The organism is Runella salmonicolor, assembly GCF_024158025.1.
GTDB lineage: Bacteria > Bacteroidota > Bacteroidia > Cytophagales > Spirosomataceae > Runella > Runella salmonicolor.
Genome location: NZ_JAMZEL010000010.1, coordinates 230003 through 251530 on the forward strand (window position 1 = coordinate 230003; position 21528 = coordinate 251530).

General features: G+C 46.4%; 15 protein-coding genes. 14 read left to right on the forward strand and 1 reads right to left on the reverse strand.

Annotated features, from left to right (window positions below; all coding sequences use genetic code 11):
• Positions 1–2: 2 nt before the first annotated feature.
• On the reverse strand, positions 3–1154 hold the full coding sequence (locus tag NCI00_RS21660) for a LacI family DNA-binding transcriptional regulator (protein ID WP_253531107.1): 1152 nt from the start codon (positions 1152–1154) through the stop codon (positions 3–5).
• A 325-nt stretch (positions 1155–1479) separates the two neighbouring features.
• Here NCI00_RS21660 and NCI00_RS21665 point away from each other — a divergent pair, with 325 nt between their 5' ends.
• The 14 genes from NCI00_RS21665 (at position 1480) to NCI00_RS21730 (ending at position 20960) form a co-directional block, all read left to right on the forward strand.
• Positions 1480–4587 carry a SusC/RagA family TonB-linked outer membrane protein gene (locus NCI00_RS21665; protein ID WP_253531110.1) on the forward strand — a complete coding sequence of 1036 codons (3108 nt, stop codon included), beginning with the start codon at positions 1480–1482 and terminating at the stop codon, positions 4585–4587.
• Positions 4588–4624: 37 nt separating this feature from the next.
• On the forward strand, positions 4625–6460 hold the full coding sequence (locus tag NCI00_RS21670; protein ID WP_253531112.1) for a RagB/SusD family nutrient uptake outer membrane protein: 1836 nt from the start codon (positions 4625–4627) through the stop codon (positions 6458–6460).
• A 241-nt stretch (positions 6461–6701) separates the two neighbouring features.
• Positions 6702–8078, forward strand: coding sequence for a Gfo/Idh/MocA family protein (locus NCI00_RS21675; RefSeq protein ID WP_253531114.1), 1377 nt, complete (start codon positions 6702–6704; stop codon positions 8076–8078).
• Between the two features lie 91 nt (positions 8079–8169).
• The gene (locus tag NCI00_RS21680; RefSeq protein WP_253531116.1) at positions 8170–9327 is read left to right on the forward strand and encodes a Gfo/Idh/MocA family protein; all 1158 of its coding nucleotides are present in this window, start codon (positions 8170–8172) and stop codon (positions 9325–9327) included.
• A 135-nt stretch (positions 9328–9462) separates the two neighbouring features.
• Positions 9463–10359, forward strand: coding sequence for a DUF6807 domain-containing protein (locus NCI00_RS21685; protein WP_253531118.1), 897 nt, complete (start codon positions 9463–9465; stop codon positions 10357–10359).
• 113 nt (positions 10360–10472) lie between these two features.
• Positions 10473–11687, forward strand: coding sequence for a mannonate dehydratase (gene uxuA / locus NCI00_RS21690; RefSeq protein WP_253531120.1), 1215 nt, complete (start codon positions 10473–10475; stop codon positions 11685–11687).
• 66 nt (positions 11688–11753) lie between these two features.
• Complete coding sequence (locus NCI00_RS21695) at positions 11754–13859, forward strand: alpha-glucuronidase family glycosyl hydrolase (RefSeq protein ID WP_253531122.1); 2106 nt, start codon at positions 11754–11756, stop codon at positions 13857–13859.
• Positions 13856–14659: an SDR family NAD(P)-dependent oxidoreductase gene (locus NCI00_RS21700; protein ID WP_166560864.1), complete on the forward strand. Its 804-nt coding sequence runs from the start codon at positions 13856–13858 to the stop codon at positions 14657–14659. The genes NCI00_RS21695 and NCI00_RS21700 overlap by 4 nt, the downstream gene beginning before the upstream one ends.
• Positions 14660–14729: 70 nt before the next feature.
• Positions 14730–16007, forward strand: coding sequence for a TlpA family protein disulfide reductase (locus NCI00_RS21705; protein WP_253531124.1), 1278 nt, complete (start codon positions 14730–14732; stop codon positions 16005–16007).
• A gap of 24 nt (positions 16008–16031) precedes the next feature.
• Complete coding sequence (locus NCI00_RS21710; RefSeq protein ID WP_253531127.1) at positions 16032–16184, forward strand: hypothetical protein; 153 nt, start codon at positions 16032–16034, stop codon at positions 16182–16184.
• Between the two features lie 52 nt (positions 16185–16236).
• A complete protein-coding gene (locus tag NCI00_RS21715) occupies positions 16237–17775 on the forward strand; it encodes an alpha/beta hydrolase family protein (RefSeq protein ID WP_253531129.1) in 1539 nt (512 codons plus the stop codon).
• A 195-nt stretch (positions 17776–17970) separates the two neighbouring features.
• A complete protein-coding gene (locus tag NCI00_RS21720) occupies positions 17971–18762 on the forward strand; it encodes a cupin domain-containing protein (protein WP_253531131.1) in 792 nt (263 codons plus the stop codon).
• A 216-nt stretch (positions 18763–18978) separates the two neighbouring features.
• Positions 18979–20121 (forward strand): glycoside hydrolase family 5 protein, encoded by a 1143-nt coding sequence (locus NCI00_RS21725; protein ID WP_253531133.1) that lies wholly within the window; start codon positions 18979–18981, stop codon positions 20119–20121.
• A gap of 308 nt (positions 20122–20429) precedes the next feature.
• A complete protein-coding gene (locus tag NCI00_RS21730; RefSeq protein ID WP_114460952.1) occupies positions 20430–20960 on the forward strand; it encodes a DUF5946 family protein in 531 nt (176 codons plus the stop codon).
• The last annotated feature ends 568 nt before the right edge of the window (positions 20961–21528 follow it).

Genomic DNA, 21528 nt, shown 5'->3' on the forward strand with positions numbered 1-21528 from the left:
ATTTACTTTCTTAGAGATGATTGACGGATAATGAGTTCTCCGTTCATTTTCTGCAACATAGGTTGAAAAGTGTCTTTATGAATAATATTATCAACTAACATTTTGGCCGCAATTGCACCCATCTGAAAGGGAGAATGATGAAAAACCGTCAAGGAAGGCTCAATCAGTGAGGCAATGAGTTCATCCCCAAAACCCACGATTGCAATCTCAGACGGAATTTTAATTTTACGTTTTTTTAGTTCCACTATCATATCAATGGCATTGGCATAATGAACCGCCAAAATGCCATCGGGTTTTTGGGGTAGGTTCAACCAGCCATCCAAGGCAAGCAACGATTCGCCTTTAATGAAGTTAGTGTGGTAGATTAGCTCTTCTCTCAATGGAATATCGTACTTAGCCAGCGCGGCCTTGTAACCATTTAAACGAGAAATACTGATCAGCAACTCACGAGGACCCGCACACACTGCAATACGCTTACATCCCTGTAAAATAAGGTGCTCGGTCAGCACAAAACTCCCTTCAAAATCCTCCTGAACTACCTTTGCGGTTTCAACTTCGTTGCACACCCGGTCGAAGTGAACAATAGGAAGCCCACGTCTCAATTGTAACTTGATGTGGTCAAAGGAAGTCGTTTCTTTAGAATGACTTATCAGCAGTCCGTCCACTCGGCTTGCTACCAAGGCTTGCACGTTGAGGGTTTCGGTAGAGTGAGATTCATTAGACTGACAGATCATTACGCGGTATCCTGCTTCGGTCGCTACTTTTTGAATACCTGCTAGTACTCCCGCAAAAAAAGGACGTTCGATATTAGGAATTACGACCCCGATGGTGTGCGTTTCGCCCCGGTTGAGGCTTTGCGCCAACAGGTTGGGTCGATAATCCATCTCGGTAGCTACCCGGATTATCTCCTGGCGCGTCATTGGATTGATGTCAGAACGGCCATTCAACGCCCGCGATACCGTAGAAGGAGAGATACCAAGCGATTTTGCAATATCAACAATCGTGATTTGCCGAGCGGTTTTATTAATTTCTTTTTGGGGTAAATTAATTGTAAAATGTACTTCACACGCCTTACAAAAGAGCCGTTGTTTGCCCCGTATAAAACCCGATTTTACGATATTTTCTACGCTCCCACATTTGGTACAGGCTATCATCTTTTATTAGATTTTATCAAGATTTAATTTGATAGATTGACGCATTATATACAACTTATCTTGGTATATTTTTAATACAAATATATATGATAAAAATAAGTTATCTATAACTACCGAAAACGTTTTCGAAAACGAATTCGATAGAAATCAAGCATAAAACATCAAAAAAAAGCCAAAAATATCTTTGCAAAATTCAAAACAAAGAATATCATTGAAGTAAATTCACTATACAGTGCCTTCTATCCTAAATTCTCAAGCAAACTTATCCTAAACCAAAAATTGCATTTTTTCTTTATTTATCTACTTTCTTAACCACAACCTTTTTATGAACCCAAAACTACTATTTCCAAAACTGCTTTTTGGTACGCTAATCGTGCTGCAAAGCATGCAAACATTTGCCCAAAACATTACGGTACGAGGCAAGGTAACGGGCGACGATGGCGCGGGTATGCCAGGCGTATCAGTACTATTGAAAGGAACTACGATAGGGACCAACACCGATGAAAAAGGGACTTTCAGCATCAGCAACGTGTCTGCAAAGGGGACATTGGTTTTTTCTTCGATTGGTTTCACAACCAAAGAAGCTCCCATTGGCAACCGTTCGACCATCAATGTAAGTCTTACTGAAGACACTAAAGCCCTTTCCGAAGTAGTGGTAGTAGGATATGGTACCGTTAAAAAAAGTGACTTGACAGGGGCAGTAGCTTCTATCAAAGCAACCCAACTCGAAAATGAAAACCCCCGCACTGTTCAGGATATGCTTCGTGGCAATGCGGCTGGCTTGGATGTAAGTCTAAATTCCTCAGCCAAGGGCGGTGGCGACTTCTTGGTTCGAGGTCGTGCTTCTCTTAATGCTTCTACCGCACCATTGATTGTGGTGGATGGGGTAATTTATCCTGGCCAATTGAGCGACATCAACCCCAACGACATTGGCACGGTAGATATTCTCAAAGATGCCAGCTCGGCGGCAGTATTTGGCGCCCGTTCAGCCAACGGGGTCATACTAATAACCACAAAAAAAGGAAAATCAGGAAAGCCCTTGGTCACATTTAATGTCAATTTTGGTAAAAACAACATTGGCAAATCCTTGCCTTTATTATCGCCACAGGAGTTTTTGGATTGGCGTACCGACGTACTTTGGAGCATGAACGGCCACGACCCTGCCCGTCAGTATATGTTTACCGACCCTCGCAAACTACCTTCTACCATTACTACAGCGCAGTGGATGGCTTTAGGAAACTCTCAAGGCGACCCAGTAGATGTTTGGTTGAGTCGGCTCAGAATGACCGTTGTGGAAGCTAAAAATTACAAAGAAGGGCGTTCTCTTGACTGGGAAAAAGAACTCTACAATTTCAACTCCCTCCAGCAAGACCATACTGCCAGTGTATCTGGAAGTACCGAAAATATGAACTACTACGTATCGCTGGGGTATCTGACAAACCAAGGATTGACCAAAGGAGACTATTTCTCTACTTTTCGGGGAAGAGTAAATTTGGAAAGTAAAATTACAAAGTTCTTTACGTTGGGCACCAACTTACAGTTTGCCGACCGCGACGAAAGCTCCATCCCGATTAATTTGAACAACATGATTCAAACAACACCATACGGGCAGCTTTATCAAGACGACGGTGTAACCTTACGCCAAAGCACCAACGACGACGTGGGTAACAACACCAACCCTTACTTAGACCAATACTACAATACCCGCCTTCGCAAATTCACCAATATGTTTGGGTCAATTTATGTGAAGGGAGACATTGGGTATGGTTTTTCTTACCAAATCAATTACACTCCTCGTTTTGAGTTCTACACAGGTTTTGACCACGTTTCCTCACAAAAACCAGGTGTAACCACCCGCAACGGTATCACAAGCCGAGTCAACGAAAAAACGTATCAGTGGCAGATTGATAACATTTTGAAATGGAACAAATCGTTTGGTCAACACAATTTTGACGTTACCTTCTTGGCCAACGCCGAAAAATACCAAATTTGGAACACTACCGTCAATGCCGAAAATTACTCCCCAAGCGACAACCTCACGTATCACAATTTGGGAGCGGCTACGCTATACCCCAGTATTTCAAGCAACGACCAGTACCAAACGGGCGATGCGCTCATGGGCCGTATCAACTACAACTATAATCAGCGCTACTACCTTACTGTAACCGCTCGCCGCGATGGTTTCTCGGCATTTGGACAAGGCAACCCAAGAGCGACGTTCCCCTCAGTGGCTTTGGGATGGGTTCTTACGGAAGAAAGTTTCGCGAAAGGCCTCAGCAGATGGCTAGATTATGGCAAAATTCGCTTGTCGTATGGTGAAAACGGTAACCGGGAGATTGGACGCTACGCCGCCCTATCGGCACTAACTTCAAGCGTTTATTCCTACACCAACCCGGGTGGCACCACTTTTAACGTGGGCGCCGTTCGCACCGCCAATATGAGCAACCCCAACCTACGCTGGGAACGCAATAGCTCCATCAACGTAGGAATTGACTTTGGCTTCTTAAACAGCAAAATTACGGGCTCACTCGACTACTACGACCGCAAAACGGTCGATTTATTAATGAACCGCTCTTTGCCCAACATCACGGGTTTTGCCAGTGTAGTAGCCAACTTAGGTCAGGTCAGTAACAACGGTATGGAGCTTACCCTCAACACCGAAAACCTGAAAAAGACCAATTTTGTGTGGAGAAGCAATTTTGCATTCTGGACTAACCAAAATAAAATCTTGAAATTGTACGGCCCAGTACCCGTCACTGATGCCGCTGGCAACACGACCATGGTAGACCAAGATGACCGTGCCAACGGTTGGTTTATCGGAAAACCCGTCAACCAAATATGGGATTACAAAGTATTGGGCGTTTGGCAGGAATCTGAGAGAGATTTGGCAAAATCCTACGGTTTTACCCCTGGCGACTTTAAGCTGGAAGACCTCAACGGCGACGGTAAATATACCATTGACGACCGTCAGTTCCTTGGTCACCAAAATCCCAAATTCTCCTTCAATTTCCGTAATGAATTCAGACTGTACAAAAACTTTGATTTCTCTTTTGCGATTTATGGACGAATAGGACAAAATACCGAGTTCAACGAAGCCAAAAATGTGGACAGATTCTACGACCGTTCACAGTTTTATAAGCGCCCTTACTGGACCCCCGAAAACCCAATCAACGATTACGCCAAGATGATGTCAGCGGCTGGTGGCTCAGTAGCCTACAATGTATGGCGCAAGTCATCGTTTGTTCGCCTCAACAACATTAGTATTGCTTACAGCTTACCGCAATCAATGTTAAACAAAATTAAATTCCAGAGCTTGAAAATTTACCTCAATCAACAGAATGCAGCGGTATTTACCCCTTGGGAATACTTTGACCCCGAAAACAAAGGGCTTACGCCTTCTACTACTACCGTAGGGTTAAACGTCACTTTCTAATTTTTGAAGTAAATAATCACCTAAATAGCGCACACAGATGAAGAATAACAATATATTTCGTAAACTGACGATAGCAAGTGTCTTTCTACTGGCCATCAATACAGGCTGTAAAGAATCATGGCTTGAACCCCAGCCACTGTCTTTTTTCACTCCAGAAAACACCTTTACCTCTGAAGGTGGTTTTAACTCGGCCTTGGCTTCCTGCGGACTTAACGTCCGCGATGAGTTTTATGGAGATGGCCAACCTATTATTACCGAACTACTTTTCTCCGAAATGGCCGTTGAAGGCACTACTGATAAATTTGGCCCAGCGGTAGATTTGAACGTACTCATTACTCCCGATGCCAACCTCAATAGTGCAGACTTCAACCGCATCGGTTGGTACTGGGAAAGAGGGTGGTTGGGCATTCGTTTGGCCAATACGATTATTGACCGGGTACCACAAGCTACCGCAATCAAAGAAGACGTCAAAAATATCATTCTGGGCAAAGCCTACTTCTATAGGGCTTATCACTACTACCGCTTGGTACATCAATTTGGCGACATCCCGACCACCTTTAAGGAATTAGCAGAGCCAAAACTAGACTTTACAACCGTAAAGCGTGAAGCAATTTTGCAGAAGATTAAAGCAGACCTTGACTTTGCCATGAAAGTAGTACCCTGGACCAGCTCCAAAGGGGATGTAAACCGAGGAGCGGTAGGCCACTTACTCACAAAAGTAAACCTGGCACTTGGACTCTACGACGAAGCCATTGCTGCCGCCGACCAAGTAATCAACAACGGCGCTTACAAACTGATGACCTCTCGCTTTGGCGTAGATGCGGGCAATGCTAACAAAAACGTTATCTGGGATTTGCACCGTCCTGCCAATAAATTTTTGGCCAACAACACTGAAGTACTTTTCTCGGTCATTGACCGCTATGGCCTCCCCAGTGCTACCACCACGGGTACGACCTCTATGCGCCAAGCCGTGCCATTTTTCTCCGTCAATACCATCTTGACCCCCGATGGGCGGCAGGGTATGGTACCCAACCAGGTCGAGTTTGATTTGACCACTTTGTATGGACGGGGAATTGGTCGTTGTAGAGCTACCCCTTACAGTACTAAAGACATTTGGGATGACAACAAAGACTTGCGCCACGATACCAAATCAGGCAATTGGATGACCATGGAACAACTTGTTTACAACAATCCAGCGATAAAAGGCGTGTCTCCATGGTACGGTAAGCCACTCCAATTCCGCGATGCTAACGGAAAATTATTGGTTTCTACAGGCGACACCATCAGAACCTGGTACGATTGGCCTCACTATAAACTGTATATCGAAGACCAAATCCGGGTACCTTATCAAGGCGGAAATTCCGACTGGTATATTTTCCGTTTGGCCGAAACCTATCTACTCCGTGCAGAAGCACATTGGTTTAAAGGAAACTTGGCCGCTGCTGCCGACGACGTTAACCGGGTCAGAACTCGGGCAGGATGCAGTCCTTACCCTGTTTCAAAAATTGACATCGGCACCATTTTAGATGAGCGGGGACGCGAATTATACTACGAAGAGCCGCGTAAAACCGAACTTGCCCGGATAGCGTATCAAATGGCAAAATCAGGTAAAAGCTACAATGGCAAAACCTATTCTCTTAGTAATTTTTCGGGGTCAAACTTTTTCTACGATAGGATCATGGACAAAAACATATTTTACAAAAATAGGGTCAGAAATGTCCGTGGAGATTCTTACACCATGAGTCCTTATCACGTATTATGGCCGATTCCCCGTCCTGCTATTTTGGCAAACAGTTTGGGACAAATCAACCAAAACATCGGCTATGCGGGTAGCGAAACCAATAAGCCTGCATTAGACCAAATTACTGAATAGCCCTAAGGACCAATACGATTAAGAAAAGGTTTAGAATGTCATCAAAATCAGATTTTACCGACAAACATTTTGACTCATTCTAAACCTTTTTCAATATTAATCAGGAGAAACAAGCCCTTTCGTACCTTATTCTTAATAAATAGCTATTTTTAAAAACAAACTCCAATATAAAAATAGAGCAACAGGGCCGTTCTATTGATAAATTCATCCGAATCACTCCAATCCACTAAATAAAGTTCTCATGAAACGCAGAAAATTTTTAGGCCAAACCCTAACTGGCGTAGTTGGTGCCATCGGTGTGCCAACCATTGTTCCGGCTTCCGTATTTGGCAAAAATGCGCCCAGCAATAAAATCAACATCGGCCAAATAGGCTGTGGGCGTATCGGCCGCGACCACGATATGGTCGGCACCCTCCAACACGACGTAGCACGCATGATTGCGGTCTGTGACCTTGACAAAAATCGCTTAGTGGACGGCAAAAAACTGGTAGAAGGCTATTATGCCAAAAAGACGGGCAACGCCAACTACGTAGAAGCCAAAATGTACGACGACTACCGCGAGATGCTACTCAACAAAGACATCGACGCCGTCATCATCAGCACTCCCGACCACTGGCATTCGCAGCCTGCCATCGAAGCTGCCCTTGCGGGCAAGGATGTTTATCTCCAAAAACCCACATCGCTGACCATTGCCGAAGGCCGGATGTTGAGCGATGTGGTCCAGAAAAAAGGCACAATTCTCCAAGTAGGAACACAGCAACGCTCTTCTCCTCAATTCAGAATCGCGGCTGAACTGGTCCGCAACGGTCGCATCGGAAAGCTACATACCGTCAAAGTAGGTCTGCCCGGCGACCCTTCAGGCCCTTCGGCCCCCACAATGCCCGTTCCAAAAGGCTTTAATTATGATATGTGGCTCGGCTCCACCCCCGAAATGCCTTATACCGAAATTGGCGTTCATCCACAGCAGGGCTACGGCCGCCCAGGCTGGCTGCGCATCGAGCAGTTTGGTGCGGGAATGATTACGGGTTGGGGACAACACCACTTTGACTCGGCCGCGTGGGGAATGGACACCGAACTGACAGGGCCTATTTCGGTACAAGCCGTGGCTGAATTTCCAAAATCAGGCCTCTGGAATGTTCACGGCGACTTTATGGTCAAAGCCGAATACGCCAACGGTATCACGATGTACACCAGCGGAGGTTTCCCCAACGGTATCCGTTACGAAGGAACCGAAGGTTGGATTTTTGTATCGCGTGGCGACTATGTGGCTTCGGCCAGCGACCCTGTTTCGAGAGCTAAGAGCAGTAAAGCCCTCGATGCCAGCGACCCCAAAATCCTCACGTCGGTCATCGGTGAGAACGAAATCCATTTGTATAAAAGCGAGGAGCAACACGGCAACTGGCTCGAATGTATCAAAACGCGTAAAGCGCCGATTTCACCCGTTGAGATTGGTCACCGCGCGTGCAGCGTATGTTTGGTAAGTCACATTGCCATGAAATTGCCACGTAAGTTGCAGTGGGACCCTAAAGCAGAACGTTTTGTCAACGACAGCGAGGCCAACGCCATGCTCAGCCGCCCACAACGTAAGCCTTACGGTACGACAAATATTAAGATGTAATAAACATGCTGGCGGTTTCCTCAAAACCGCGCATAAATAATATCGAAAGTGGTAGCGGTTTCTCAACACCGCTACCCTAACCCAATCACTCATGAAGAATTCCGATAACCAACGACGCACATTTTTGAAAGAATCGGCCGCTGGCCTCATGGCCCTTCCTATGCTTTCCACCGATTCTTTCGGCCACATCAAAACCGAAAAAGTAGCCCCTTCGCCCATTATCCATTACGACACCCCACGCATTAAATTTGCGGTCATCGGCATGAACCATGGCCACATTTACGGGCAAGTGGAAGCGGTTATCAGGGGCGGTGGGCAATTGGTTTCGTATTATGCCAAAGAGCCTGATTTGGTAGCGGCATTTGCCAAACGGCATCCCCAAGCCAAGCTCGCTTCGGGCGAAAAAGAAATTTTGGATGACAAATCCATCCAATTGGTGCTAAGCTCGGCCATTGCCAACGAGCGCGCCCCGCTGGGGGTTCGGGTCATGAAAAGTGGCAAAGATTTCATGTCGGACAAACCTGGCATCACTACCCTTGAACAACTCGCCGAAGTACGAAAGGTTCAAAAGCAAACCGGACGCATTTACTCCATTATGTACAGTGAGCGCCTCGAAAACCGCGCGACCGTAAAAGCGGGAGAATTGGTCAAAGCAGGCGCTATCGGTAAAGTTATTCAAACCATCGGGATGGGCCCGCACCGCATGAATCCCAAAACGCGTCCAGAGTGGTTTTTTCATAAAGAGCAATTTGGAGGAATTATTTGTGACATTGGCTCTCACCAGTTTGACCAATATCTATACTTTACCAACTCCACCCAAGCCGAAATCGTGGCGTCGCAGGTGGGCAACACGCATTATCCACAATACCCTGATTTTGAGGACTTCGGCGATGTGATGCTCCGCGGCAACGGCGGTATGGGTTATATTCGGGTAGACTGGTTTACTCCAGACGGACTCAAAACCTGGGGCGACGGTCGTCTGACAATTTTGGGCACCGATGGCTTCATTGAAATTCGCAAAAACATCGACATTGGTGGGCGAGAAGGCGGCAATCACTTGTTCTTGACCGACCACAAAGAAACACGCTACATTGACTGCACGCAGCAGGAATTGCCTTACGGCCGTCAGTTGGTAGATGATGTACTCAACCGAACCGAAACCGCTATGCCGCAGGCCCATTGTTTATTGGCGGCTGAATTGTCTATCAAAGCGCAGAAACAAGCGCAACAGATTCATTTGAAAGCGTAGGGGTGGGCCTCGCGTCCACCCATAGCGTCCCGTACGTTCCGTTTGCGTCCGCGCGACAGTTTACACAAAGGACAAAAAGGGCGGACGCAAGGCGCGCAAACCAAATGATTTATACTATTATTTATATCTTAATCCATGCATTATATCAAACAGATTCTCTTTGTCGCAGCCGTATTTTCAAGTATGGCGAGCCTGGGCCAAACAAAAATTACGGCTCAAAAGCTCAATTCCAAAATTGACATCACGATCAATAACAATTTTTTCACTAGCTACATATTTTCGCAAGATGAAAAATACCCTTTTTTTTACCCCGTCAACGGGCCTTCCAACGCGAGCGTGACCTCCATGCGCAACGGAAACTACCCTCACCACAGTTCGTTGTTTTTTGGTTGTGATAAAGTAAACGGTGGTAATTATTGGCAGGAAGGCTTGGAAAAAGGCCAGATTATTTCGCTAAGAGCCGATATTGTTCAATCAGGCGGCGACAAGGTTGTGATTGAAAATGAGTGTATTTGGCGTCGTCCCGAGGCCAACGCACCCATCAAGGACTTTCGCACCATCACCATTACGGCTCCTTCCAAAGACCTGTACCAAATTGATTTTGACGTCACCATGGAAACCCTCATGGATGTGACCATTTTGAAAACCAATCACTCGCTTTTCAGCGGACGCATGGACCCCGATTTGGCGGTTATCAACGGAGGCACCATGATCAATGCGGAAGGAAATCAAGCCGAAAAAGGCACCTTCGGCGTAAAATCACCGTGGATAGATTGCTCTGGAAAAAGAGGTGACAAAGTGGAAGGCATGACCATCATGCAACACCCATCCAACCCTTGGTATCCTTCACCGTGGTTCACGCGTGACTATGGTTTCTTTTCACCGACGCCCATGTATTGGCCGCAGGACGACAAAGCAACGGTGATGAAGAAAGGTGAAAAATTAGTATTGCGGTATCGGGTACTGGTTCATTCTGGCAACCACCAAACGGCCAACGTGGCGAGCCTGTTTGAAAAATACAAAAGCGAATAATTCTATTGAAACACAGAGTTTCACAAAGTTTGTCACAGAGTGCCTCGAAAAAAACACGGACTCTGTGCAGTACTCAGTGTTTCTTTGTGTCCTGAAAATAAAATAGTCAACAAATGACATTTATTCAAACTATGCGTTGGTTCGGCCCAAACGACCCCGTTTCACTGATGGATATTCGTCAGGCGGGATGCGCGGGCATTGTGACGGCATTACACCAAATCCCCGTTGGAGAGGTTTGGTCCGTCGAAGCCATTCAACAACGCATTCAACTCATCGAAGCAGACAATGACCGCTATACCCCGCTCACGTGGGAAGTGGTAGAGAGCCTGCCCGTTCATGAAGACATCAAAAAAGGGCTGCCGAGTCGGGCGCAATACATAGAAAACTACAAAGTATCGTTGCGCAACTTAGCGGCCTGCGGCATCAAAACGGTGTGTTATAACTTCATGCCTGTGCTGGATTGGTCACGCACCAATCTGCACTATGAAATGCCCGATGGCTCTCTCGCCCTGCGTTTTGTGTGGGAAGATTTTGCGGTGTTTGACCTGTGTATTCTCCAACGGGCCAATGCTGAGGCTGATTATACCCTCGAAGTACAGGAAGCCGCCAAACGAAAATTTGCCACCATGACAGACGAAGAGGTTGCAACACTGCAAAACACGGTACTATTGGGCCTCCCAGGCTCCAATGAAGCCTTTGAATTGGCCACGTTTCAGGGACTACTGAATAATTATAAACACATCGGCGACCAAGAGTTGCGCGAGAATCTGTATTATTTTATTCAGCAGGTAGCTCCCGTGGCCGAAGAAATTGGCGTGAATCTCTGCATCCATCCCGACGACCCGCCAAAACCGCTGTTGGGGTTGCCACGTGTAGTGAGCACCGAAAGCGACTTGGCGCAGTTGATGGCGGCCTGCAATGTACGCGCCAACGGCATCACGTTTTGTACGGGCTCACTGGGTGTACGTGCCGACAATGATTTACCAAAAATGGTCGAACGCTTCGGCGACCGAATCCATTTTGTGCATTTACGCACCACCAAGCGCGAACCTAACCCGCTCAATTTTCACGAAGCCGCGCATTTGGCGGGCGATGTAGACATGTACGAAGTGGTAAAAGCCTTTGTGCTGGAAGGAAAAAGAAGAAAGAACCAGGAACAAAAGGACGCTATGATTCCGATGCGCCCCGACCACGGGCATCAGATGCTGGACGATTTGCACAAAACAGGAAAAGAAAAATCCTATCCAGGCTATTCGGCCATTGGTCGTTTAAAAGGTCTGGCCGAATTGCGGGGTTTGGAAATGGCCATTGAAAGAGGGATGTCTTAAATGCATTGCCTCCTGCTTTATTAACAAATAAAAAGAATCAACAATGGCCTTAGCCAAATGAAATCAATGACAAGACATTTCTTTCTATTTCTTCTGCTACTCTCCACCGCCGCCCTTGCCGATGATGGTTCGCGGCTTTGGCTCAACTATGATTTAATCAAAGATGCCAAGCAGCGGGAAAGCTATGCTCCGTTTACAAAATTCATCGCCGTTGCGTCTGATAATCAAACCCTTAAAATCGCTACAGAAGAACTTCAAACGGGTTTACTGGGTTTATTAGGCAAAAAAATTGTTACTGTAAAAACGGCAACAACAAGCGGAGGAATCATTCTGAACGTTAACAAAAACGCCCCTTCAAGTGCGAATATTTCTAACGAAGGATATGAGATTTATACCGAAAAAGGCAACATCATCATCTCCTCTAAGTCTGAAACGGGCGTGTTGTACGGGGCATTTGAATTGTTGAGGGCCATTCAAACGGGTAAATCTCTCGCCAAGCTTTCCATAACGAGCAGCCCAAAGGTAAAGATTCGAATGCTTAACCACTGGGACAACGCTAACGGAACCGTAGAGCGCGGCTATGCAGGCTCCTCGATGTGGAAATGGAACGAACTGCCCCACCGCGTTGACCCGCGCTATGTCTTGTACGCCCGCGCCAATGCGTCGATAGGCATCAACGCCACCTCCATCAACAACGTCAATGCCAGTTCTCGGTTTCTGACCGCTGAATATTTGGAAAAAATCAAAGCCGTTGCCGATGTACTTCGCCCCTACGGCATCAAAGTTTTTATTTCGGTCAACTTCCGTTCTCCCCGCACCCTCGGCGGACTCAAAACCTCCGACCCGCTCGACCCCGAAGTGCGTAAATGGTGGAACGACAAAACCAAAGAGATTCACCAGTACATTCCTGATTTTGGTGGGTATTTGGTCAAAGCCAATTCTGAAGGTGAACCCGGCCCGCAGGATTATGGCCGCACCCACGCCGACGGCGCCAACATGCTGGCCGAAGCCATGCGTCCGTTTAGCGGCATCGTTATCTGGCGGGCATTTGTATACAATGCCGACCCCAACGGCGACCGTTTCAAGGAGGGCTACGCTCAATTCAAACCTCTCGACGGTACATTCGACCCTAAAGTGATTGTCCAAGTCAAAAATGGCCCCATTGATTTTATGCCTCGGGAGCCTTTTCATCCTATGTTTGGAGCTTTTCCAAAAACAACGTTGGGCATGGAATTTCAGATTACGCAAGAATACTTGGGCCAATCCACCCACCTGACCTATTTGGCACCGATGTTCAAAGAGTGTTTGGATACCGATACCTACGCCAAAGGGCAGGGCTCTACCGTGGCCAAAGTCATTGACGGAAGCTTGTACAATGCCCAGTACTCTTTAATGGCGGGTGTGGCCAACACGGGCTCAGATGTTAATTGGTGCGGACACCCCTTCAACCAAAGCAACTGGTACGCTTTCGGCCGCTTGGCATGGGACCACACGCTGTCGTCGGAGCAGATAGCTTCAGAATGGATTCGTATGACCCTAACCCAAGCCAAACCAACGGAGCAGAAAATCTCCGACATGATGTTGAAATCACATCCCATTTACGTGAGTTATACGTACCCCTTGGGAACCTCTCACATGATGGGCGAAAGTCACCACTATGGCCCCGAGCCTTGGCTCGCCAAAAGCGCCCGCCCCGATTGGACATCGGTGTATTATCACCGCGCTGATTCCGTAGGGCTAGGATTTGACCGAACAGGAAAGTTGAGCAATGCCTTGCAACTTTACAGCCCCGAAGTTCAGCAAAAATGGGGCAACCCCGAACAATGCCCGCTCGACTATTTGCTTTGGTTCCACCACGTGCCTTGGTCCAAGAAACTCAGTACGGGCCGCAGCCTTTGGGATGAGTTGTGCGAGCGTTATTACGACGGCGTAGTACAAGTCGGAAACTTGCAAAAGACTTGGGAAAGCCTCAAAGCAGACGTTGACCCCGAAATCTTTGAAAACGTAAAAGGCAGATTGAAAATACAAGAAAAGGAGGCCTTGTGGTGGCGCGACGCGTGTGTGTTATACTTTGGAGAATATTCAAAAATGCCCATTCCCAAGCCATTAACACCGCCCCAAAGAACATTAAATGAAATTAAAAAATTAGTAGAAATTTACCATTTGCGATGAGAGAACAAGAAAATTCAGCCGAAGAACTTACCTTAACCCATACCCAATCCGTATTCTCCTTGGAGGGAAAAATTGCGCTGATTACGGGCGGCGGCAGCGGCATTGGCTACGATATTGCCCAGTGCATGACCCACGCGGGCGCCACGGTCATCATCACAGGCCGGCGCGAGCACGCGCTTCAGGAGGCCACGGCAGCCTTGGGCACATCGGCCCATTATGTTGTCAATGACGTCACGGAATTAGACACCTTGGAAGGCTTGGTCGAAACCATAGTAAACACCTACGGCGAAATTGACATTTTGGTCAACAATGCAGGCATCAACATGAAAAAACCTGCCTTGGAAGTCACAAATGACGATTTTGACCGCATCATTCATACCAATCTCAACGCCGTTTTTGCCCTTACCCGCGCTTGCGCCAAACGCATGGTTGCCCGCCAAAGTGGGTCGATTCTGATGATTTCATCCATGGCCGCCTATTATGGCATCGACCGCGTGGTGGCCTATGCCGCGTCCAAATCGGGCGTAGAAGGCATGGTGAAAGTGTTGGCGTCAGAATTTTCAAAATACAACGTTCGGGTCAACGCCATTGCGCCGGGTTTCATCGAAACCAACATGATGAAAACTGCCATGAGCAGCGACCCCGACCGCATGAACCGCGCCCTCAACCGAACACCCATGGGCAAATTTGGCAAGCCTCAAGATATTGGCTGGGCTGCCGTCTTTTTAGCCTCCGAGGCCGCTGCTTACATCACGGGCGCTTCATTGCCAGTCGATGGAGGAAATTCCATTGGGTTTTAACATTTGTGGTACGATAAATGCTTTCTAACAAGGGGATTTATCGTACCACCAACCTAGTTAACTACCTATTATGATGAGATTTTCACTTTTGTTTTTCGGATGTTTTTTGCTGACAAGTCATCTCTTTGCCCAAACCATAACTGCTTTTGCCAGTCGGGATTCGGTTGATATTTTCCAACAGGGCACAGCTCCCAGTGTGATTAAGCAGTATAATGCATTGTGGGAAAATGCCGACCAGAAAGCCTTTTGGGCAGAATTTCAGCAAAAATTTACCAATGATTTCGACCAAAAAAAACAGTACGAACTCCTGTTTTCCCAAACCGTCGACATGCGGGAAATTGAACTGTTTAAGGCCCGAAACCAACAGATAACATTCTTAAAAACCCATCCCAACTTTTCGGCTTTTTCCGATGCCTTTAAACGCTACGTCGAAAACACCGCCCGTTGGAATTATTGGTATTGGCTGCTCAATTACGCCGTAACCCGTAGCAATGCCGATACCAAAAATCTTAAAATGTCGGCGCTGCCCAACGTAATGACCGAGGCCCTCGACCCTAAAAAAATCGCCGACGAAGAGGCTTTCTTAACCGCCCCTTTCCGAGATTTTTTGCCCGTATTTGTCACTTATTTTAATTCAAGAGAACACGCCTTCAATAAATACACCGACTTATCGGCGGCCATGAATGATAAAGTAGCTTTTGCCAAGCGATACCTAACGGACAATTTGCTCCCTTTTTATCTCTGCCGATTGCTGCGCGACAACTGCATAACTACCCCAAAAGAGGCCGTCACAAATACCCTCGATGTCTTAAAAAGCCTGCCCCAAACCGAGCGTTATGTAGCATTGGCTACTCAAAAATGTTACGAAGTTCTCACCAGAAAGGAAGAGAAGAAAACAACACCTGAACCCGAAAAAAACACCAAAAAAGGCGACGAAATTGCATTTTCATCAATCGACGGGAAGAGTTTTTACCTATCTGACTTCAAAGGCAAAGTCGTTTATGTAGACTTTTGGGCGAGTTGGTGCGGCCCCTGTCGGGCGGAGTTTCCGTACTCAAAAACCATGCACGAAAAGTTGACGGAAAAACAGTTAAAAAAAATCGTTTTCCTCTACATCTCAGTCGACCAAAACCCGCAACTCTGGAAAAAAGCCCTTCAAGAACTACAACTTCCGGGTGAACACGGCCACGTAAACGGAGCGCGCAGTGCGCAGCTTCTCAGTAAATTTGCCATTACAGGCATCCCACGGTACATGATTATTGATAAAAACGGCAAAATTGTCGCCGCCGACGCCTCTCGTCCCAGCTCTCCCAACACGCTTACTGAACTGTTGAAATTGATTGACTAAGCCTACCTAACCCCGTCCTTACCGATGAAATCTTACGCTTTGCTGCTGGTAATTGAATTGTTTTCACTCAATTCGGCAGCTCAAAAACCCGTGGTTATTTTTGAAAACCACGACGACATCGGGAAGGTACTCCACGCAAAAATCATCAATAAACTTCTTTTGAAGGACATTGCTTGATGTGGTCTAGCATAGCAAGTATTGAAAATACCCAAAACCTAACTCCCTTAAAATGAAACCCTTAAAACAATTCTTGCTATTCTCCGTCTTACCTTTTTCAACTTTTGCGCAATTTGGGCTTACCGCAGCTCAACGCGACAGCCTCAATAAGCTCACCACCGCCGACCACGCCCACATGAAGCAGCAACTGGGCATCAAAACCTTACGGCCTGGCCCAAGCGGTAACGAAGCGGCTCCCAATCACGCCAATTATGACGAATCAATCGCTAATCCCTGCCCTACTTTGCCCGATATTTTGACGTTGAAAAATGGCAACAAAGTTACCTCTGCCGAGGTATGGTGGACACAACGCCGCCCCGAAATCATCGAAGAATTTGAACGCGAAGTATACGGAAGGCTACCTAAAAATATCCCGAAAGTAACGTGGAAAGTGGACGCCGTAGACAATGAATTTGTGGGACGGATTCCTGTGGTAGCTAAAAAATTGACTGGTCATGTCGACAACAGTGCCTATCCTTCCATCAAAGTGGACATCAACATGATGTTGGTGGTTCCTTCCAACGTAAAAGGTCCCGTGCCAGTGTTGATGATGTTTGGGCGTCCGTCTTTCCCTTCCCCTGCCCAGCCCAACAATGAAGATTTTGAAAAAATCAATGCGGCGTTCAAAGAGATGCTCATCAAAAGTAATCCCGAAATGAAGGCCATTTTTGATAAATATCCCGCTTACAGCCCCGTTTCCCGCGCACCCCTCCCCAATTTCTTTGCACCCCTTCCCACCGGAGACTCCCCGGGTACAGAGCAGTTGTTGGCCGCAGGTTGGGGCTATTGCACCATCGACCCGACGAGTATTCAGGCAGACAATGGCGCGGGATTGACAAAAGGTATCATTGGCTTGGTCAATAAAGGCCAATACCGTAAACCCGACGATTGGGGGTCGCTCCGGGCTTGGGCGTGGGGCGCGGCGCGCGGCTTAGATTATTTAGAAACCGACCCCGCCGTAGATGCGAAGAAAGTGGGCATCGAAGGTGTTTCCCGTTATGGAAAAGCTGCTTTAGTGACCCTAGCATTTGAACCACGCTTTGCCGTAGGACTGATTGCCTCGTCTGGAAAAGGCGGCACCACCTTGCATCGTAGAGTTTTTGGCGAAGCCGTCGAAAGTCTGACGGCTAGCGGCGAGTATCATTGGATGGCTGGAAATTATCTAAAATACGGCACTGAAGAATCTGGTTTTGGCAAAAAAACGGGCTGTGATTTGTCGGTAGATTCGCATCAATTAATTGCGCTGTGTGCACCTCGTCTTTGCTATGTCAGTTACGGTATTCCTGAAAAAGGCGATGCCAAATGGCTTGACCAACAGGGTAGTTATATGGCAACGATTGCCGCGAGCGTAGCTTATAAACTCTTGGGAGTAAAAGATTTAGGAGTTTCAAACGACCCTATGAAAGAAAAAATGCCACCCATGCTTACGAGTATGCACAATGGGCAACTGTCGTGGCGACAACACGACGGCGGCCACACCGACCAACCCAACTTTCAGCATTTTATCCCTTGGGCAAGCAAGATGCTGAAATACGAAAAAGCAGGGCAGTAACGGAGGCGTGTTAGCGCTTGCTTAAACGCCAGTCTTTTTGTATTATAAACACCTGTCTATCAATTTACTAATACAACACCATTATACTTATTCCCTTTTAACCTTTCTTATCAATACGCTAAGGTTTTATCAAAACCTCTGGTGCAAAGCACTTAAGAGAAAATCGGCCTAAACCCTAAAACGAAACTTTTACCGATGACAAAGCTACTCCTGCCGCTATTTCTGGTCAGCCATCTGGTTTTTGCCCAGACCACTGAGCCAGTCGCTTCTAAAGTCTATAAATGGTCAAATTTGGAAGTAGTAAAAAGAACCAAAGGCGAAACCCGCCCCATTTTGGAAGGTACAACACCCCATTTTAAGTTGTTTAAAGTACACGCCACGACCGTCAATCCCAAAAGCAGAATGCGCGACAGCGAGTACACGCAGGAAAATGAGGAACTGCTCATCATCAAAGAAGGTGTTCTGACGGTGACCGTAGAAGGCAAAACCAAAGAACTGAAGCCCGGAGGCATTGCCTTGATTATGTCGGGCGATAAGCGCAGTGTGGTCAATAATACCGACAAACCCGTGACATACTACGTTTTTCAACTCAATTCGGTCGCCCCGCTTGACATTGAACGAGGCAAAAGTGCGGGCGGGTCGCTGCTGCTCAATTGGGACGAAACTGAATTCAAAGGCCACGACAAAGGCGGAAGAAGGAATTTTTTCGACCGCCCAACGAGCATGAGCAAGCGTTTTGAAATGCACGTAACAACCCTCACGGGCAATTGGATGAGCCACCCCGCGCACCGCCACCCAGCCGCCGAGATTTTGATGCTGGTCAACAGTCAGGAAGGCGAGGCCGATAGCCAAGCCAAAGAAACCATTGATGGCGTATGGCATGATTCCAAAGTCGGTGATATTATTTTCCTCAACTCAAACGTGCCGCACGGCCTTCAAAACACCAGCAAAGGCTCCTGTACTTATTTTGCTTTTCAGTTTGAGTGAGTAAGTATCAGGCTTTTCAGTTTTTTGACACAGAGTTGCTCGGAGGCTCTCACTGAGGTTCACAGAGTTTTAACTACCTATTTACCTCTTTGATACTCTGTGTTTAGCCGCGGCGGCGGGCCGCTCGGAGAAACCGCTCGGCGGACCGTTCTGTGTCAAAAAACATTGAAGTAATTTTACTGTTGTTCAACTTTGCTTTTCAACTAATCACTGCGTATGGAAAATCGCATCAATCGCCGCACTTTTATTAAAAACAGTTCACTGGCTACGGTCGCTTTGACGAGCGGAAGTATGACTGGAGCGGTGAAGAAAAAGAACAAATTGCCACAATGGAAAGGCTTCAATGTCCTTGATTTTTTCTCGCCCGACCCCGCCAAAAGTCGCCCGCAAACGCCCGAAGTGTATTTTAAATGGATGGAAGATTGGGGCTTTGATTTTGTCCGCATTCCGATGGCGTACCCAGCCTATCTGAAATTTGACCGCTCCAAAAACATCCGAATCGACGAAATCAGAAACATAGATACCCAAATGACCGACCGTATCGAGCAGTTGGTTTATTGGGCACAAAAATACCATCATCACGTTTCGCTAAATCTCCACCGCGCGCCCGGCTATTGCATCAACGCGGGTTTTGTGGAGCCTTACAACCTGTGGACCAACGAGCAGGCCCTGAGCGACTTCTGCTATCATTGGGAATTTTGGGCGAAAAAATTCAAAGATACGTCTTCCAAAAAAATCAGTTTTGACCTCCTCAACGAACCGAGTTGGCGCGACGACATGAACGACCAATTGGGTAAAAAAACCAAATTGGAACCCGAAATGTACCGCAAGCTGATTTTGGCGGCCTACAATACCATCAAAGGAGTCAATAAAAAACACTTAATCATTGCCGATGGCAACAACGTTGGCAATGATGTGATTACGGGTATTTCCGATTTAGAAGTAGGCCAAAGCTGTCGAGGCTATACGCCCTCCATCATCTCGCATTACAAAGCCTCTTGGGTGTACAAAGACCCGGAAAGCCTGCCCGTTCCCGTATGGCCCGGAAAAGTGGGCGACCAAAACCTGAGCCGCAAAATGTTGGAAGACAAATTTCAACCGTGGATAGACCTTAAAAACAGTGGCACGGGCGTACACTGTGGCGAGTGCGGCTGCTTTAACAAGACGCCCCACGACGTATTTTTGGCGTGGTTCAAAGATTTGCTCGGCATTCTGAGCGAAAACGGAATCGGCTTTGCGTTATGGGAATTTGACGGCTCCTTCGGTTTGCTCAATTCTGGCCGAAGCGACGTTGACTACGAAAATTTCCAAGGCCAAAAATTGGACAGAAAACTGCTGACGCTTTTGCAGAAAGTGTAGGGCTGTTGTGAGGTGAAGGACATGCTCCGTCAAAACCTCTCTGTACTGAAGTATTATTTAAACAATACAAAATACGCATTTTGTATTGTTTAAGCGTCTATTACTAGAAACAAACGCATCCCATGTAAATACCTGTAAAACAAACAATTAACAAGCAATGCTTTTAAGTTTTGTATTGTAATACAGAAGCATTTACATTGCAGATAAAACACTAAAACATGCGTCAATCAGCGAGTTGGCGGTAATTTTAGGTTAGACTGTTACAAAATTTTTCGCGGATAATTTGAATTTAATTTGAGAACAGAAATATGCAAGACTTATTTGACTACGCCCAAAAATCAGGAATTGAACTTAAAAATGTGGGGAGATGTCAGTTTTGTCACTCAAATGTATCCAAAGGTGTATTTGAATGTGAGGGCAATTTAAACCACCTAACTCAAATTCTTGACTTTAATAATCCTATCTACTATGAAACACGGTTCTTAAGTGTTGATGCAATGGCTTTGCAGCATTGTGAATTGCACGGACCTTGGAACAATCATATTCATTTAACGAGGTTATACTTAATTTTTGAGAAAAATATCAAATGGGATTATGCTAAGACGCCTTTATTGAGCAACATCATTAACGCTTATAAAAAAGATAAAACCGAATTTTTGACACCACCCCGATTCGGAGAGCGAGGACAATTAACCACTTTAGATTTGCTGAATGCATCAACGCCAGAAGAATGTATCAATATTGTAAAAAGCTGGGCGACTGAAGTTTACCATTCATTCAGTGAGCACCAAACCTTGATTTCTTCATTAGCAAACAGCTTTTTAAACAGATATGGTTGATATCGCTTAGCATATCGGCTACATAAAGCGAAAACTCAATTTGGATGAGACATATCAAAAGAATTACGCAAATTAAAAACTACCGCCACCATTGTATTGGCAATAGTCGGGCTGATAGTTGTAAACTCAACGGCATCGGCCGCCCGAATTTGTAATTCTATTGGGCATTTGTGCAAATGTTGGGCAGACGTTTTTCAAATTCTCCACCATCGCCAATACGTAAACCGTTAGAGGTCAGCTTAAAAGACCACAGTTATCTATGGAGCAGATGACATTTTTATATACTGCACTTGGGGTGATGGACAAAACCTACCACAGATATGGAAAGGGGTGGGACGAATATGTTGTATGGATTAAACCTTTTCCTTGTTCTGTGTCCTCACCTAAAGTATATACACATTTTTTTTAGCCGAATTTGATACCCTCCACCGTGGTCTGTGTCCTCACCTAAAGTATATACACAAGTATTGATTATCTTAGGGGAATGAACTTACCCGATAAACGTCTGACAAAAGTATTGATGAATTTAGTGGAACGTGTAAAAAAGCGCCAAACTCTTTCCTTGCGA